13 protein-coding genes are annotated in these 18,166 nt (G+C 35.6%); all 13 read right to left on the reverse strand.

Going from position 1 to position 18,166, the window contains the following annotated elements; all coding sequences use genetic code 11:
* Positions 1-28: 28 nt before the first annotated feature.
* Entirely contained in the window at positions 29-2,851 is a 2,823-nt protein-coding gene (locus tag A7P54_RS03015) for a heparinase II/III family protein (protein WP_171548599.1), read from the reverse strand.
* A 103-nt stretch (positions 2,852-2,954) separates the two neighbouring features.
* Positions 2,955-7,202 carry a glycosyltransferase gene (locus tag A7P54_RS03020; protein ID WP_171548600.1) on the reverse strand — a complete coding sequence of 1,416 codons (4,248 nt, stop codon included), beginning with the start codon at positions 7,200-7,202 and terminating at the stop codon, positions 2,955-2,957.
* A 118-nt stretch (positions 7,203-7,320) separates the two neighbouring features.
* On the reverse strand, positions 7,321-8,568 hold the full coding sequence (gene wecC / locus A7P54_RS03025) for a UDP-N-acetyl-D-mannosamine dehydrogenase (protein WP_171548601.1): 1,248 nt from the start codon (positions 8,566-8,568) through the stop codon (positions 7,321-7,323).
* Between the two features lie 55 nt (positions 8,569-8,623).
* Complete coding sequence (gene wecB, locus A7P54_RS03030) at positions 8,624-9,745, reverse strand: UDP-N-acetylglucosamine 2-epimerase (non-hydrolyzing) (protein ID WP_171548602.1); 1,122 nt, start codon at positions 9,743-9,745, stop codon at positions 8,624-8,626.
* A gap of 135 nt (positions 9,746-9,880) precedes the next feature.
* Positions 9,881-11,557: a polysaccharide biosynthesis/export family protein gene (locus tag A7P54_RS03035; RefSeq protein ID WP_171548603.1), complete on the reverse strand. Its 1,677-nt coding sequence runs from the start codon at positions 11,555-11,557 to the stop codon at positions 9,881-9,883.
* Between the two features lie 5 nt (positions 11,558-11,562).
* A complete protein-coding gene (locus A7P54_RS03040; protein ID WP_171548604.1) occupies positions 11,563-12,663 on the reverse strand; it encodes a capsule biosynthesis protein in 1,101 nt (366 codons plus the stop codon).
* Positions 12,644-13,315 carry an ABC transporter ATP-binding protein gene (locus A7P54_RS03045; RefSeq protein ID WP_171548605.1) on the reverse strand — a complete coding sequence of 224 codons (672 nt, stop codon included), beginning with the start codon at positions 13,313-13,315 and terminating at the stop codon, positions 12,644-12,646. Before A7P54_RS03045 ends, A7P54_RS03040 begins: the two co-directional genes overlap by 20 nt.
* Positions 13,312-14,133, reverse strand: a complete 822-nt coding sequence (locus A7P54_RS03050; RefSeq protein ID WP_171548606.1) for an ABC transporter permease — start codon at positions 14,131-14,133, stop codon at positions 13,312-13,314. The genes A7P54_RS03045 and A7P54_RS03050 overlap by 4 nt, the downstream gene beginning before the upstream one ends.
* 301 nt (positions 14,134-14,434) lie before the next feature.
* Positions 14,435-14,800 carry a ribonuclease E inhibitor RraB gene (locus tag A7P54_RS03055; protein WP_004801857.1) on the reverse strand — a complete coding sequence of 122 codons (366 nt, stop codon included), beginning with the start codon at positions 14,798-14,800 and terminating at the stop codon, positions 14,435-14,437.
* Positions 14,801-14,936: 136 nt separating this feature from the next.
* The gene (locus A7P54_RS03060) at positions 14,937-15,410 is read right to left on the reverse strand and encodes a GNAT family N-acetyltransferase (protein ID WP_171548607.1); all 474 of its coding nucleotides are present in this window, start codon (positions 15,408-15,410) and stop codon (positions 14,937-14,939) included.
* A gap of 24 nt (positions 15,411-15,434) precedes the next feature.
* Entirely contained in the window at positions 15,435-16,100 is a 666-nt protein-coding gene (locus tag A7P54_RS03065; RefSeq protein WP_171548608.1) for a pseudouridine synthase, read from the reverse strand.
* A gap of 96 nt (positions 16,101-16,196) precedes the next feature.
* A complete protein-coding gene (locus tag A7P54_RS03070) occupies positions 16,197-16,649 on the reverse strand; it encodes a hypothetical protein (protein ID WP_171548609.1) in 453 nt (150 codons plus the stop codon).
* Between the two features lie 570 nt (positions 16,650-17,219).
* Positions 17,220-18,107: an EamA family transporter gene (locus A7P54_RS03075; protein WP_004801849.1), complete on the reverse strand. Its 888-nt coding sequence runs from the start codon at positions 18,105-18,107 to the stop codon at positions 17,220-17,222.
* Positions 18,108-18,166: the final 59 nt, after the last annotated feature.

Here is an 18,166-nt window from a genome sequence, read left to right on the forward strand (position 1 = left end):
AACATGCATATTAAATCTAAATAATTTCTTAAACATCTAAGAATTTGATTAAGGTTTTGACTTTACCTATCTTATTAGAATAGGAAAGCAACAATTGCTCAGTCGCTGTTTTTTCATTATATTTTTTGCTAATAAATGCACTACCATCCTCTCTTTTCACTATTTTAACTCGATAAGGAGAAGGATTAAATGACATTACGCCTATAGGTTTTTCATTAATTTCATTATGATATATGTAAACATTTCCTTGAAATTCTTTTAGAAAGATAGTATCTCCCATCAAAAATCTTAACTCCGTATTTTGAGAACTACTGTTTAAGACCAAATCTTCAATTTCAATTAGTTCATTTGGAATAAATTCAATCTTTCTCCTTGTGTTTATTAATTCAGATTTAATTTCAAATCCTTCCAAGGTAAAACGATCTTCCATTATTTTCATAGGCGATAATTTAACATTACCTAAAGGTACAGTTTCGTAAGAAATATTCTCTAAACCAACTGTATTATGAGATACATCTGAAGCAAACCATTGTCTTAATGGGACATACTGATAAGTGTACTTACCAGGATCAGAGAATAATTCAATATTATTATGATAATAAATAAAAGATAAGCCATCACAATGTTGATGAACATTAGAAATACTAGGTCCATAGAAAATAAAAGCAAATGGTGACAATATAGCATTAGGATGGCTTCTAATGATCTGATAACCAGAAGAGTGCAAATCGTTGTAAATACACAAGTTGTTTTTTACATCAATCACTTGAGAGTTTATTAAATCTTTTTCCTCTAAAAGAATACCATTTCCTTCAGTATCACCAATCCTAAAAAACTCTTTAGTTGGTGCAGTAAACCACTTAGTGACTAAATCTCCATTTTTTACTATATGGTTTATTCTATCTTTCATACTATCAAATATTTCAACATTTATTTTTTTTATAATATTTAGGTTGTAAAAATGATAGAAGGGTGAATTCTCAGCACTTACTGAATTTTGATCAAAATACTTATCAAGCAAAATATTTAAGTTGGATATACAAAAATCATCATGGTTTTTAACATTAACAATAAAACATAAAGTTTTTAACGCTATTACTTGATAAAGTGCATGATTCCCTACTCCTAAATTTTCTTCTTTAGACAGCCATATAATATGATCATTGATTAGTTCATCAATAATAACTTGTACTGAACTAGAAATTTCCATATGAAATTCAGAAATTAAAAATTTTAGAAATCCTAAATGAAAAGATCTGAAGGCAACTCCCATATCATACCAAGTATATGTTGATCTATATTTAGAAGAGTTTTCATACCAATCAAGCATGATATTAAGATTAAAATCCACGGCTATTTCAGCATTCTCTTTAGATGGATTTCTTACATAAAATGCCCATGCTGCAGACATAAATCTCCACGCATTTAAGTTAAAATTTACATTATTATCACTATGTTTCCATACAATAGGAGGGATAAGAGCAATGCTTTTTATATCATGTCTTGGTACCCAGCCATTTTTTTTCAAATCCTGAAAATCACCACCAATTACGTAAGGAAATATCTTCTTACAACGCTCCACTATCTCAATTTTTTTATTCAATTTTCCATTTATTCTACACTGATGTACTTGTTGTATTTTCCCACCAAAAAAATCTTTGACAAACAGAGAAATACTATCTATATCCTGAGATGGTAACTCAAAAATAGATTCTGGTTGATACCACACAGTTTTTACTTTTTGTCCATTTTTTAAAAAATAGATAGCATATTCTAAGTTTTGATTAATTTTAGAGTTATCTAAGTAAACCTCTACTGCTCTACTATCCTCTTGATCAATAATTTTAAAATTTATTTTATCGTTTTCTATATCTTCTTTTAATGAGAATTTTGGAACATAGTCTTGATCTTGGTAGGGAATAGAAAGCTTGGTAGCTATCTCTGACATAGATTTCCCTTCTATAATTTTATTAATTATATCGATAAGAATATCTCTGCTAGGAGGCACATGGCCCTCCCCCCAATTTCCCATATGAATATTTAGTCCATTAAGATTACCAAAAGAATTCACACCCAATCTTTCAATATTTTTTATTGATTGAAAATACGGCTTAAAATGATTTTCAATATGGTATTTATCAGAAATATTCTGAAGATATAAAATATCAGCATCTTCCAAAATAGGAGATGTATTAATCAGCCCTATTTTTTCTATAAGCTTTAGTATTTCCTTTTTCTTTTTTGGCCCACTTATTGCAATACACTCTTTAACTTCATTTTTAAAAACAGGAAAACAAGATTTCAAATAATTAATAACATGATTAGGATAATATTCAGCAATACTAGTTTGTGGATTCCACACCACTGTTTTAGCTGCTGTCTTTAACAAACTAGTTTGTATTAATGATGCGAAGCCACCACCAGACCCTCCAATTAAAATTGGCTTAATTTGTAATTTTTCAAAAATTTGATCTAGTATAACCGAAATTTTCTCAGGTAAATTACGTTCTAAATGATTACCAGCATACCAAGATAATGTTAAATCATTTGAAAGGGATAAAGAGGGATCGGAAATACTTATTAGCGGAAGATTCAGGCTTTTAGATAGTTCTATTCCAGAAAAAAAAGGTGGTATGCCTTTTTTACTTAATGCTCCCCCAAATACCACTAAGCAATACCCATTTTCTTTTTTTTGGAAGCCTTGTAATAGTAAGTCTAGTGAAATAGCACCCAAATTAATAACATGTATGCCATTGCAGAATTCTTCCTTCTTTATGAAATCATGATATTTCGACTCATAAACCTCTGTATTCCATCTGCTATAGTTAACAAAACTATTACTAATCACCATAAAAATTTACCTAACTCACTAATCTTTTTTAGTCACCATAATAAATAAATCTCTTGCAAAAACATTAATTTCCACAAGAGATTATCTATCAACTACTTACTCTTTAATTTTTAAGAAGATCCAACTCTTTACAAATAGTGTTGGTATATCCACTCTGTTCATTTACACGAATAGCCGCCTGTTTACTTAATTGTTTAAACTTTCGTGCATTTTTAGATAACTGATATATTTGTTTTGCCATATCAATATAGTCCTCTCCATCTACTAATACTCCGCAGAGGTTATCTACAAATTCAGGAATAGCGGTAACTGACGTTGTGACTGGTATTAATCCTGAGGACATAGCTTCATCTCTAGAAACACCTTGGCTATCCATACGTGTTGGAACTATAAATACCCCATATTCTTTATGTAATTTGGCAATTTCGCTATGATTTAGGAATGTTTTATGCAATTGGACATTAGAAAATTTTTGCAGTGGTTGAGTTGTTTTTTCAAACAATGCACCATCTCCATAAATTGCAATATCGAATTTAGAGAAATTAGGATACTTAGCTAATTCTTCAATTGCTTTTACTGTTAAATCATTTGCATATTTTCTACTGGCAAATGGTCTAATTGAAAGCAGTTTAAAACGTTGTGTAGATACCTTTTCCTTATATTGGAAAAAATTAGTATCAATGTAATTATGGATAATATGGCTTTGTTCTGTTGGAAATTTTACTGCTAAATCCTGCTCTGATTCATCTAAAAAATATTGTGAAACAAATACAAATTGTGTATTTGGTCGTAACTCATTTAATACTAGATTACGCCAGAAGTGACGTCGTTGATCACTTAGCTTTTTCTGACGAACAATTTCCTGCTCACTCATATTCTCAAATTCAAATTCTCGACGTTGCCAAACTTGGATTTCAGCTCCATGAACCCAGATAATAATTTGAACTTTATCCTGATATTTTTTTACGACATCCCAAATCTTTTTATCAATCAAATGAATACATACTTTACTGTATACACCTGAGGCTAATAATTGATCTAGCATTTCATGATTATGTGAGAAAATATCAATTCCTTCAAACTCATTAAAGCCTACTTCTTGAACTGAAGCTGTCACTTTAAACATATCTGCTAAATGATTTTCTCTTTTATATGCGCGAAGACGTGTATGTAAGAAACCATATTTATATAAATCACTATAAGATGGGTATTGTTTTGCAACAACTAACGTTTTTGACTTAGAAATAAAATTATTAATAGGATTTTTAACAGTCCCAATATGTAACCCTTCAATTTCTGTCAAGCCTGCACCCACTACTTTAAAACCGATGCGAACATATCGACATTCCATAGGAATCGCTAAAGCATGACCACCAAGAATTGGATTCATTGAATGAGAAATTTTCTGTTTATTCTCATCTTGAAATTCAAATACAATTCTAACCTCTTCGGCTGATGTATGTGCCTTTAGTTCAAACTCACTATTGAGAACTAAATTTAGCTCTTCTCTAGTAAAACTTTCCTTAATATACATATAGCAATGCTTAGTAGGAGCTAATGTTGTTTTAATAACAAATTTGTCTTCTACTTTTTTGAATTGGATCTGATTTGAAGAGGGCTTTACTAAGTTTTTATTAAAGAAATCTGCATCTAAAATAATTACTGAAGAGTTTTCTAAATCAAATTTTTTCTGATTATTTTCTACAGTAGATGAGTAACAAATTTTCTTCAATACTGATTGACCTGAACCTTTTAATCGTAGTGACAAATTAAAATAGTCAACTCCATCTGGTAATAAAATCTCTAACTCTTCGTTTATTGAAAAAATATTAAAATCTTTCTTATTTCCTGAAAAATCAAAAAATTCCACTACAACCTGTGTATCAAAATTACTTTGACAATCTACAAGAAGCTTAATTTTCTTAACAGATGTTTTTACTCCCACTTTTGACAAAATAGGCAAATAATTATGCTTTTTAGCATCCAAAGATGAAAAAATATTAACAGCATCATCTTTGATGGAGAATTTTATCAATTTATTAGAAGTAGTAATACTTTCAGAAAAATATTTTGCATCATAAATTACAGAATCTCTATTATCCTCAAATAGAGGTTGTATTTTTTCAGCATAAGGTAAGAGTTGTTCATTTAAACATACTCCTATATCTAATCCATCTTCTAAAGTGCATACTTTTTTCTGATCTTCCAAAGAAGCTTGTACACCATTTTCAATATAATTAAATCGATCAATAGAAAAAGCAGCATCACCAACTTTCAGAGATTTATCTGATAAAAATTGATCTATTAGGTTAGTTTTCGATAAAATTTCACCAGCAGAAATCATAGATCGAGATATTATATATGAATCTACCATCTGATACTCGATGCCACTTTCTAATTTAACTGACCCTATAAAATTATAAAAACTATCTTTGGTTGCAACTTTTACACCTAAGTCATTTAAATATCTGAAACTTAAAGCTAAGTCTTCAATATAATTTTTTAAATAGCTGTTTTCAGAAGTAAAAAAACTTACTAAATCTATATTCAACTTATTTAAACTAGAAAAAATATCACTCTTTTCTTTAACTTCAAAAACATCATCATATTTTGGCAATGTATTTTGACTAGGATTTTTAACAATCAGAACCTTATCTCGGTAGCTCTGCTCTTTGAACATTGAATAGATATATTCAAACTCTTCCAAACTGTTTGTTTGAGCAACAATTGCAACTGAATATCTATTTTGTTCTTTTTTTATCTTTAATTTTTTTAAAATATAGTTTAGACGGTCTTCGTATGTATGTTCAGATAAAACTTTACGCAAGCCTAACAATCTAAATTTATCAAGCTCATCTTTGCTACTCATAGTTTGATTTAACTTTTGCTCTAATTCACTTGAGTTATCAGAACATAGAACTAAATCACCGAAGAAATTACGTACACCTCGTGAGTAGTTGCTTAAAACAATTGTATTTGAAGCCAACATTTCAAATACTCGACGTGCAAACATTGATTGGGACTGCTTAATGGTATTCATATTAATACCATAATTATATCCCTTATATGCTTTATCAATTTCATGTGGCTCTAAACGCCCAAGAATATACTGTTGATATTTCTCTGGAAACGTATAGTGTGGATGTGGCTTATTATAATTACGATCATATATTTCTAATTTTCTAAAATTAATCGCAACATCTGTTAAATTAACAAAATCTCTTTGTCTTTCAGGATATTTTAAATAGAAAGAACCTGCAAAATTGAACGCATCTTTACGCTCATACTTTTCAATTGGGTTATGGACTTGAGGCTGCGCTGCGAAAGGTAATAAATAGACATGGTCATGTCCAACTTGTGCTTTATATCGTCCAATACAATCAATATCTGTTGTAAAGACAACATCTACCTGTTTTGCGACCTCAATAAACGTTCCAAAATGTACAGGATCTTCTTTATTCCAGAATAATGTCTTAATTGAGTGCATATGGCAATATTTTATAAGTGCCCCTACCTCGCTCGAGTTTTGGCTAACTTTCGCTTTCCATAAACTTTCTTTACCTTGCCAAGCTGATTCTATAAATAGAATATCTGGCTGGAACTCACTAACTTCTTCTAACCAATTTTCAGGTGTAAGCTGTAATAGCGTTGCTTCAGGAGAAAAGCAAAAGTAGGTAAACTCATCCATAATACAAGCGATTTTTAATTTACCGCCATCAGAGTTAATTTCCGTTTCTTTTAGGACATTATCTCGTTTTACTTGTGGCTCGATTTTAATTGTTTCTATTTTCTTAAGTTCAAATAGATCTTTCTCATGTAAATCATTTATTAATTTACCTTGAATATCTTTATATTCTCCTTCAAGAAAAGGAACCTCTTTTTCTACTTTCTTTTCACTGTCTAGTTTTTCAAGCACTTTTTTCAGTAGAAAAACTGAAATTTGTTTTATATTACGCTTTTCAGGAGTTTCGTTCTGCTTCATCAACGCATATAATTTTTTTTGGTTATGAGTTAAATTTTCTTCACCCTTACGTTGAAAAGCTTCCAAAGCTAAATTTAAGCTCATTCCGGGTAGTTGTCTGACTTTTTTATGTCCATTCAACACATCAAGAATTGATTTTCCTAACTGGAAAGCAATAGTTTGATGCTCAGCTTTAGAAAATTTTTGATTAACTTTTTGACGAACGATATTATTCTCTTTTACCAGTTCATTCATTTCTTTTTGTAATTCTTGTACTTTAGATTTTGGAATATACTGTTCGTCAATTAAATATTGAATATTTTTTAGAAAAGCTTCTTTCTCCTGTTGGTCCATTTGTTTTAATTGCTCTAATATATTTTCAATATTCATCGATCAATTCCAGTTCCACATTTACCTGAAAAGAAGTAAGTACATTTACATCATTAATGAACCAAGCTACAGAAATTAATTAAAACATTACTTCAGTAGCTTGGATTATTTCTTTAACTTAAACAGTTGCAACAAAATTCAAAATTCGTTTATCTGCATAGTTTTTGTTTAAACCCATAAAGTTCGAATGGTCAACTAAAATAACATTTACATCAGCCTGCTGTATTGCTTCTTCCAAATCAACTAAACGACCATTAGTAATTTCTGTTGGAAGTTTTTGAATATGAGGCTCAACCAAGAACAATTCGACGTCATTGTTTTGACCAAACTCTTTCGCAATTTCGACCGCTGGGCTTTCACGTAAATCGTCAATATCTGGTTTAAATGCTAAACCGAGCAATGCTACACTAGGTTTACGACCCAAATTCCCTAGCTTTTGGACTTCATTTTCAATTTGCTGAATAACCCACTGTGGTTTGTAATCATTTACTTCACGGGCTGAACGTACCATTTTAGCAAGATCAGGAGTTTTATTGACAATAAACCATGGATCTACTGCGATACAGTGTCCACCGACACCAGCACCTGGTCTTAAGATATTGACTCGAGGATGATGGTTCGCCAGTTTAATTAACTCCCATACATCAATATCTAAACGATCACAAATCAAAGAAAGCTCATTGGCAAATGCAATATTGACATCACGGAAAGCATTTTCTGTCAGCTTGGTCATTTCTGCAGTACGTGCATTGGTCTCTAACAATTCACCTCTAACAAAAATTTGATAAACATCTTTTGCTTTTTGGGTACATGCCGTAGTCATACCACCGATAGTACGGTTGTTTTCAACCAATTCACGGATTACATGCCCAGGCAGGACACGTTCAGGGCAATAAGCGACATGAACATCAACATCAGTATCTGTTGCTTGTTTTGGAAATTTCAAATCAGGACGTAGGACAGATAACCACTCGACCATCTGTTCTGTCGCTCCGACTGGCGAAGTTGACTCTAAAATAACCACATTACCTTTTTCTAGTACAGGAGCAATGGTATTTACTGCAGCTTCAATATAAGAGAGGTCGGGAGTATGGTCTTCACCTTTAAATGGCGTCGGCACTGCAATCAGAAAAGCATCGGCTTTTTCTGCTTGTAACGATGCTTTTAAATGTCCAGAAGATACCACTTTTTTTACGATTTCTTCTAAACCAGGCTCTACAATATGAATCTTACCTTCATTGATGGTATCAATCGCATACTGATTCACATCTAGTCCAATAACATGCGCACCATAATTTGCAAACATGGTTGCTGTTGGCAGACCAATATAACCCAAACCACTTACTGAAATTTTTAACTCTGACATGGAGATTCTCTACAATATTTAAAATATGCTTCTACTATTCGTTAACACTTTGCGATTAAGCAAATTGCTTTAAATGCTCAATGATTCTTTTACATGACAGTCCATCGCCATAAGGATTATGCGCAAGACTCATTTGCTGATGCAGTGCTTGGTCATCTAATAACGCAGAGGTCTGCTGAATAATTAATTCTTTTGAAGTGCCCACCAGTTTTACCGTGCCAGCTTCCACAGCTTCTTGACGTTCTGTGGTATCACGCATCACCAAAACCGGAATACCTAAAGATGGTGCTTCTTCTTGGATACCACCAGAGTCAGTTAAAATGATATGGCTATGTTGCATTAACCAAATAAACTGCACATATTCTTGCGGTTCAATCAATTTAATATTTTCAACACCATCAAGATATTGATAAACAGGTTGCATCACATTCGGGTTCATATGTACAGGGTATACAAATTCGACCTCTGGATAGCTTTCCGCAAGTGCCTTAATCGCTTTACAGATATTCTCAAAACCCTCACCAAAGTTTTCACGACGGTGGCCAGTAATCAAAACTCGCTTTTTATCGAGATCAAGCATATGAAAATGCGCACGCATTTCCTGCTGTAACGCTTCACTATTATTGAGCTGATCTTTCACATAAAAGAGCGCATCAATTACAGTATTACCGGTAATACAGATTTTGCTTTTGTCGATATGTTCTTGGAGTAAATGATTAGCAGAGGTCTCTGTTGGACAGAAATGCCATTTCGCAATCACACTGGTCAATTGACGATTAGCTTCTTCTGGCCATGGCGAGTAAATATCATAAGTACGTAAGCCCGCTTCAACATGACCCACATCAATCTTTTGATAGAAGGCCGCCATTGCTGTGCTAAGCGTGGTAGAGGTATCACCATGTACCAGTACGAGGTCAGGTTTGCAGTCGACCAAAACTTCTTCCAACGCCAACATCATTCTGGCATTCAGTTCAGTCAAGCTTTGACCTGCTTTCATGATATTGAGGTCATAATCAGGTTGGATATCAAATACAGATAAGACGGAATCCAGCATTTGTCGATGCTGAGCTGTGATACAGACTTTTGTTTCAAAAAATGGATCTGCACTTAATAGTTTTACCAAAGGCGCCATTTTGATCGCTTCAGGTCTTGTTCCAAACACAACTAACACTTTCATATTTTCACCAAATTATTCAATAATTTATTTAAAATTATTGTTTCAACACCATATACTATCAACATGTTTGTTTTAACCCTGACCCATTTATGTATCAAGGCGCTATAAGCAATCCCTGCAATAATCAAGTTATCCCTATAAATCCAATGCCACTTTGGCTGCAATCGCGATCTGATACAATACTTGGGTAATCCCTCGCGTTAATTCCACGACTTTGGTTTGTACTTTAGGAAGGACTAAAATCTCATCCCCCTGTTGAATCTTATAACGTTTACTGACCAGTTCAGACTCACCATTTTGATGAATCACCACCAGTTTTGATTTATTCGATTTCTGAGTGAAGCCACCGACCTGATCAATATAAGATGCCGCCGTCATATTCGGTTGCCATACCACACCATTCGGGAAAGTCACTTCACCATGCACCATAATGACTGAAGTTTTTTCAGGAATGTTTAAAATATCGCCATTTTCTAAAATTACATCATCAAAGTCTTTGGCATTTAAAACCACTTGACCTTTTGGCTCTACCGTACGTGCCTTGGCAATAAACTGTTTGACCAACTCGGCATCTTTTACGCGTAGATTAGCCTCTTCCTGCGTGGTTGAGCGTACAGAAAATGTTGCTTCTTCAAGTTTATCTAAAGAAACGTTTAACATTTCCTTTTGTCGCTTAGCAACCGATGGACGGAAAAGCTGTAAGGCATCCACCTCTGATAGGGTGTTTGGCTGAATCTGCTTCATTACTTCTGACAGTTTAGATCCATATGGTAATACTACCGCATGGGCACCATTATGCGCACCTTCAATTCGTACCTGAATAGTGCCTGCATAACGATCCGCAGTCACGGTTAAGATATCACCATCTTCAATCACCACATTATTGGCAGCCGAAAGTGGATAATATTCACTGCGATACTCTGTACCCTGACGGCGCATAATACTGACATTGGTCGCTCCAGGTTTCAGTTTTGCTACTGATAATGCCTGAGCAACGGTGACTTCAGGAACGTTAAATTCAAAGTCATAAGCATTAAACACTTCACCCGACACCGAGAAGGTATGGCTACGCGGCGCTACCACAATCACATCGCCATCACGGAAGCTATAAGGCTGTAGTTTACCTGCAATTAAAAAGTCATAGAGATTGACATATTGCTTGAGCTGCCCATTACGCATGATGCGAATATCGACATAGCTACCACGTTGTGCGTCAACTCCACCGGCACGATCCAGATATGCCAATACGCTGTCATTGGCAACACCACCATAAGCACCAGGTTGATTCACGAAGCCCGTAACCATGACTTTCACGGGTTGCGACTGAACCAAGGCTGCATAGACCCCGACATTAGCGACATAAGTCTTACGGACATAACCTTCAATCAAAGACTGCAGTCGGCCATTGGTGGTACCCGCGACTTTGACTGGTCCGACATTCGGAATAAAAATATTGCCTTGCGGGTCCACAGTTAAAGTACCCGCAAACTGGTAAGCACCCCATAGACGTAAATTGATATTATCGCCAGGGTTCAGTACATAGCTGTCGTTAAATGTCGAACCTGCGGTACTGGCAAAAGCACCTTTAAATAACTGTTCACCAAACATTTTGGTTGGCACTGAGTATTTTTGTGCGCTACTTGGAGAAAGCCCAACTACCGATTGACTTGGTAAAATGGTATTGTCTGAAACATTATTATTTGTTTGTAAAACATTACTTGCTAAGTCTTGAGGTAAAAGAGACTGTGTATCAGCCGCAAAACTATAAAAAGAAGACAATGCAAGCATACTGGTCAATAATATTTTTTTCATTGTGCTTATTCCTTATGCTCACGGATAATCGAGTAAATCAACATCGTAATACCAAATAAAATATTTAAGACTAAAAAATAAGTCGCAATCAAATAAAGAATACGAGGATAAAGTGCATCTTGTGCTAACTCTGGGGTAGAAACTACCACTAATTTTTTCAACTTCCGCGAAGCCTCCAAACGGGCTTTTTCAAGCGAGGCCAATGAAAGCTTGTAGAGATCAGTTGCAAATTCAACATTGGATTTTAAGGCTTCAAAATCTGCCACACTTTTATTCAGCTTACTCGTATTTGGTGAGGTGAGTTTGGCTTTCTCATCGGTGATTTGCTTCTGTACCGATTCAATCTGACTACGGATTGCTACCACCTGAGGTGCGGTTTCATTTAAATAACTTAATGATGTTCGTTCTTCAGTACGTAACTGCGCCAAATTCGACTCTAGGCTGGCAACCACTGTTGCAACTGCTTGAGCTTGCGCCTGAGGATCAAACATCTGATTTTTATTTTGATAGTCTAGTAAAGTATCACGCGAAGCATCTAATTGCTCTTTTGCCTCATTCAATTGCTTTTCGGCAAACTTAAGTTGCTCTTCAGCAATCTGTTGAGACAAACTATTAATAAAACTTTCACTATTTTTTAGAATTTCTTGGTTGAGGCGCAGAGCAAAACCCGAACTAAACCCCTGTGATGATATCGTCATCATCATAGTTTTTTCATCTAAATTAACTTGTACACGCTGGTTAAAATATTTTACTAAATCTTCAATTGAAGCATCAGAGTCTAAACCGAAAACTGGATCATTGGGTGCAATAAAGGCTTTACGCAAATTGAGTTTTTTGTCGAGGCTTTCCACCATATTACGGGAGCTAATATAGGCGGTTAAGATATGCGCATCTTCACTACTGGTATTACTAACACCAAGTAAGGTACTCAAACCACTTGAAGCAGCAACATTTGATACTTCACCCACCTGTTTAACTAACAGCGTCGATTGAGATACGAAACGCTCTTGTGCAAAAAAAACGAGATAAGCGACAATCAGCAATAGTGGCAACATTACAATGGCGATGTAGCTGATCACCAGACCTTTATTTGTTATTGACCGCATATTCTTTATAGACCTCTATTGCCTCTGCAATATCTTCAAAAAATTCAGCTTGACCATTACGCATTAGAAAAGCCACATCACAATTACGGGTCAAATCATTTAGGTTGTGCGACACCATAATAATATTGGACTTCTGTTTTAACTCATCCAATAAAACTTGGCTCTTTTTTCTAAAATTGGCATCACCAACAGCTCCAGTTTCATCGAGTAGATAATAATCAAAATTAAACGCCATACTCATTCCAAAACCAATTCTTGAACGCATACCTGATGAGTAGCTTTTAATCGGCATATCAAAATACTTACCAATATCGGCAAAGGATTCGACAAATTCAACCACTCTCGATACATCTTCCTCATGGCTTAAATAAAGCCGAGCGACAAAACGAACATTTTGTCGTGCAGTCAGACTACCTTGAAAGCCACCTGACAATGCCACAGGCCAAGAAATGGTTTTATTGGTCACGACTTTGCCACTGTCAGCGAAATCGATACCGCCAATAATTCTAAGCAGGGTACTTTTACCCGCACCATTTTTGCCTAAGATCGCTACACTTTTGTTTTCAGGTAAAGTGACATTTAAATCTTTAAATACATAATGACGCCCTTTCGGAGTCACATAGGATTTAGTCAAATTACGCAGTTCTATCATTTAGATTTCACCATTTGCTGCTCAAAACGCTTATAAAGCAGCAAGCCTAAAAATAATGAACCAATAATCCATTCAGCTACATAAGTCAGCGAAATACCATTGACTAAAGGATAATTCGGTGCAACCGCATGTCGCATTGATTCTAATATATGGATTACAGGATTCCATAATAGATATTGTTGATATTCAGCAGGTACAAAATGAATGGTATAGATTACCGCAGATAAAAAGTAGAGCATTAAAAATAGCATTGGAATAAATTTATTCAGCTCTCGTGAAATGCTTCCAATTACAATAAACACTAAAGATAGACTAAAACTTAGTGCATACAATAAAATCCAGTATCCGAGTAGTTTTGGAACTGCATCAAAACTAATATGAAATCCAAGCCAAAGTAGAATGGCATTAAAGAATAGATAAGCAATAAAATATAAAAATAACTCTAAAAAACTACGCGCAATCAGTGTATCAATAGGCTTTACTGGACGATAGCTAAACAGACCTTGGTTAGCTTGAACAGCACCTAGAGATTGACTTATTGTCGTTCTAAATAAGAAAAATGGGATAATCCCATTGACTAGAAAAACCTCAAACTCCATCCCTGGTATAGTATGGCTAATTCGACCAAATAAGATTAAAAGAAAACCAATATGCAACGCAGGTTCAAGTAAAATCCAGAAATAACCAAGGCGAAACTGACCAAAACGGGTTTGCAACTCGCGTAAAAAAAGCGCACGAACTGCCGCATACATGACTTGCAGTCCGCCACGGGGTTTTAACCGTGGTAATCCTTTTAAACTGGATGTTTGCTCATCCATCCGACCCCCTGTAAGTGCTTATTCTTTGCACTAGCCTTATTTTCCAGCGAAGCTTAAATTATTTTTTCGAAAAGTTAAAGTTTCAAAATGTTCCATAATTTATGAATACGAGAAAGTTCTTCTATTAAAAAAATGTAAAATTACGGCACGAATTAAAGCAGAAGAGATTAGTAGATCACAGAGATAACTAAAATACCTATCTTTCAAAAAGTTATAAATCGAAAGTCAACCACCCCAATGTGCAAGGTGAGCAAAAATAGTGTAGTGAATTGTTATTTCAATAACAATTCACATAATTAAGTTACTCGTCTTCGTCGTAAATATAGCTCATACAACCCCAACCATCATACTCGCCATTGAACTCTTTGGCGATCTTGGTCATCCATTCTTCCAAGTCTTCAATATCTTCATATTCCAAAATCATGTTGACATGAATGTTCAGCACCCAAAGATCTGAACCATCTGAGTGTACTTCTTCCTGAAAAAGTGAAATTTTTTGTTCTTGGTGTAAAAGATGCAAGGCACATTTTTCAACCTGTTCTTGTTTTTCAAAAACAATCGAAAATTCGACTTCATGTGGCTCGTTGAGTTCATTACCATCTTCAACCATCTGCCATAGCACGTTGCCATTATCATTGTCTGGGAATTGGTCATAGTCGCGAGTCATATAAATATCCTTTGTTGTGTTTTGGACTTGATATTTGGCTATAGATTAACCGATTTTTATGTCATTTTTTAGACGGATTAATAGCAATATTGTAGTCAAAAAACGATCAAAGTAAACGTCCTGAGACTCCCGTGTCTCAACGTAATACGATGCTCAGTACGATCTGATCAAGGCAAGCTATGCCATTTTCATAGATGGGTTCTGGATAGTCTCTAAAAACATCTCGCTCAATATGCGACAGACGAAATCCACATTTTTGATAAAGCGCTAGTTGATCCAGACTGGAGTTACCTGTTTTGACCCATAATGTTTGGATATTTTGATCTCTTGTATTTTCAATGGCAAATTGAATCAATGCCTTGGCAAACCCCTGTTTTTGATAGCGTGAATCTACGGCTAGATTTTTAATTTCAGCTTGATCAGCCGTTCTGAGTAAACAAAGTTGTGCAATGATTTGTGCCTGATCATTCAACATGACGAACAGATTCGACTGCAATAAATAGGTTAAGACCTGCTGCCAACTTGGATCGGCCTCTAATAAAAGTGCCTTTAATTGACTTTGCTGTATCTCTGAAAGTACTTCCCATTCAGTATATTGAATCGAATACATGCGCTTGCCTATTTATTGTAGTGTTTAGAACTTTAGCTCAGAATGGATTTCGACTGCATGCATTTTTAAAGGATGTTTGAATGCCAGATAAGCCGCATGCAGCGCCATCCGTTGTAAATGGAACTTGGCAGGTTCAGGATGATAAAGTTTATCGCCCATAATCGGATGACCAATGTGCATCATATGTACGCGTAATTGATGCGAACGGCCCGTGACGGGTTCTAAACGGACACGGCTTTGATTGCTTACTTCATCATATTGCATCAGTTGAAATAAGGTTTTGGCAGACTTACCCAATTCAAAATGCACCATCTGACGCGGGCGGTTTTCCCAATCGGTAATGAGCGGTACTTCCACACTGCCCTCGCTCTGAATCTGTCCCTGTACCAAAGCCACATAGTATTTTTTGACAGTACGCGCCTGAAACATTTTACTGATTGCCACTTCTGCATCACGGTGTTTGGCAAACATGAGTAAGCCCGAAGTTGCCATATCTAGACGATGCGTGACTTTGGCAGCAGGGTATTTTTCCAAAACCCGTAAATAGGCACTGTCCTGATGTTCAGGTAAACGCCCCATGACTGACAATAGCCCAGCAGGCTTATTGATCACCAGTAAATCGTCATCTTCATAGACGATCTCTAAAGGATCTTGTGGTGGTGTATAAATAAAATTGTCGTTTAGAGCCATGGCAACAGAACAAATTGAATCAGGTACAGGATGGGGAGTGATTATAGTTGCGCCAACAGCTTTCGCAACCGCTGATTTTCCTCATCACTGTTACGATCAAGACGGTGTTTTCAACCCCTTGCCCAAGCCTTGTTTATAGATCTCTTCTAATGTGGCAATGTCCCGATTTAAGAATGCAATCAGATAATCTTTGACACGCGCCAAGCTCAATTGTTTAAACGAAATGCTGTCTTTGCTTTTACGCGTGACCAAGCCAAACAAATCTTTTTTAGGAATGATGACGGGAATATCACTGTCCAGTTTGAATTCAAGCTGCTGTGATTTGGCGTAGGCATCCAGAATAATCACGATGCTATGCTCGCTACGATGATCCGTCACCATAAAACTGGTATCTGCACCATTGAGCTGTAATTGACGAACCAACTGCTGACGCCAAGTCATCTCGTCAAACTTGGTTAAAATCGTTGCCAAATCAAAGCGACCGACATGATCGATGTCATTGTGATTCATTTGATGTGGATAGCGAATTTTAAGCTCGAACTCATTCATTATAGTGCTGACCTATAGCTGTGATTTTTTGATTTATTAATATAAAAATAATTATATCACTTTGTTTTTTAATATAAAAATATCGACTTATATTCACAATATTCAGATTACAGGATTAGTTTCACACTCAGTTTTAGTTTTATTGATCTAGTTTTTATTATTTTGATCGAATTATTGATGCTCTCTTCAATTAAATTTTTTAGGGTATCAAGGGAAAACAGAGGTTGTTTACTTCAACACCTATGACTTTGTAAGCCATAACCTTTGCCTATAAACTTTTGATCTATAGCGTCCTAAGCCGAATCGAGACCTTTTGGGTTCGTACACACTTGCTTTATAAGCGTCGGTGCATGCTACTCTTTTCGATCCCTTTCACACCCTTGAGACATAGTTTAGGCAGATCACGGTGGGATTGTTTTCCTAAAAACTGCTATTTTTAGCAATCAATGAAATAATTTTGCATACTCTATTCTAAAAGTTAAAATATTTCCCATATCTAATAAAAAACTACGATTTATATTCCGATAAATTCAAATTTACATGTGTATTTTTTCAAATAGAGCTTCTCATCTAAGCCCAAATCACCATAATCGCAGCCACAATCACCAGCCATAAACCGAAATGATCAGTTTTAGCGAGCTTTTCCTTAAAGAAAAAGGCTGAGATTAATAGACTAAATAGAATTTCGACCTGGCCCAGCGTTTTGACAATCGCCACGGTTTGCATACTCATAGCACTAAACCAGCCGACGGACGCCAAAAAGCTACAGATACTCACTCTTAAGGTTAAGCCAACCCGTTGCCACATTTTATATAGCGTTGGTCGGCTGAAAAATCCGAGATAGATCAATAATACGATGCATTGAAAGCTGATCAGACTACACAGCACCCATGCAGCACGATGCAAAAATGGCAACATGCTTAGTTCTAAACTGGCTTCACGCACCAATAAAGAGGTGATGGCAAAGCAAAGTCCGCTACCGAGTCCAATCATCAAGGTTTTAAAGGACAGATCGGACTGCTGCTTACCTTTACTGAGTAAGAATACTGCAAGTCCCCCAATCACCACACCAACCCAGCCCCATGTGCTGAGATGTTCCTGTAAGAACAGCACACCGACCAAGGCCGCCAAGATGGCTTCACTTTTGGCAAGCCCCACCCCAATGGCATAGTTCTTTTGCTGAAACAGTTTGACCATCAAGGCAGTGGCATAGATCTGGCTAATACCTGCAATCACGATATACAACCAGAATTTATCGGAAAAATGCACCGATGTTGTGACTGGCTGATGCAGATATAGAAAAGCCAAATAACTAAAGGCAAAGATCGGTGAAAAGATAAAGCGAGCCAGTGTGGTGCCATAGACATCCACGCTCGTACTGAGTTGTTTTTGAAATGCATTGCGCCAAGCCTGCATAAATGCAGCCATCAGGGTGAACAGAATCCAAGTGATCATCATAAGCTTGAACGCAAGAGCAAAAGTGAAGCTAATTTACGCTGTTCTGACTGGTTTTTCGA

It is taken from the genome of Acinetobacter sp. Ac_3412 (assembly GCF_013072675.1).
GTDB lineage: Bacteria > Pseudomonadota > Gammaproteobacteria > Pseudomonadales > Moraxellaceae > Acinetobacter > Acinetobacter higginsii.

Coding starts and splice junctions, on each gene's coding strand:
- A7P54_RS03015 (WP_171548599.1), bottom strand. CDS start 2,851: ATGGTGATTAGTAATAGTTTTGTTAACTATAGCAGATGGAATACAGAG.
- A7P54_RS03020 (WP_171548600.1), bottom strand. CDS start 7,202: ATGAATATTGAAAATATATTAGAGCAATTAAAACAAATGGACCAACAG.
- wecC (WP_171548601.1), bottom strand. CDS start 8,568: ATGTCAGAGTTAAAAATTTCAGTAAGTGGTTTGGGTTATATTGGTCTG.
- wecB (WP_171548602.1), bottom strand. CDS start 9,745: ATGAAAGTGTTAGTTGTGTTTGGAACAAGACCTGAAGCGATCAAAATG.
- A7P54_RS03035 (WP_171548603.1), bottom strand. CDS start 11,557: ATGAAAAAAATATTATTGACCAGTATGCTTGCATTGTCTTCTTTTTAT.
- A7P54_RS03040 (WP_171548604.1), bottom strand. CDS start 12,663: ATGCGGTCAATAACAAATAAAGGTCTGGTGATCAGCTACATCGCCATT.
- A7P54_RS03045 (WP_171548605.1), bottom strand. CDS start 13,315: ATGATAGAACTGCGTAATTTGACTAAATCCTATGTGACTCCGAAAGGG.
- A7P54_RS03050 (WP_171548606.1), bottom strand. CDS start 14,133: ATGGATGAGCAAACATCCAGTTTAAAAGGATTACCACGGTTAAAACCC.
- A7P54_RS03055 (WP_004801857.1), bottom strand. CDS start 14,800: ATGACTCGCGACTATGACCAATTCCCAGACAATGATAATGGCAACGTG.
- A7P54_RS03060 (WP_171548607.1), bottom strand. CDS start 15,410: ATGTATTCGATTCAATATACTGAATGGGAAGTACTTTCAGAGATACAG.
- A7P54_RS03065 (WP_171548608.1), bottom strand. CDS start 16,100: ATGGCTCTAAACGACAATTTTATTTATACACCACCACAAGATCCTTTA.
- A7P54_RS03070 (WP_171548609.1), bottom strand. CDS start 16,649: ATGAATGAGTTCGAGCTTAAAATTCGCTATCCACATCAAATGAATCAC.
- A7P54_RS03075 (WP_004801849.1), bottom strand. CDS start 18,107: ATGATGATCACTTGGATTCTGTTCACCCTGATGGCTGCATTTATGCAG.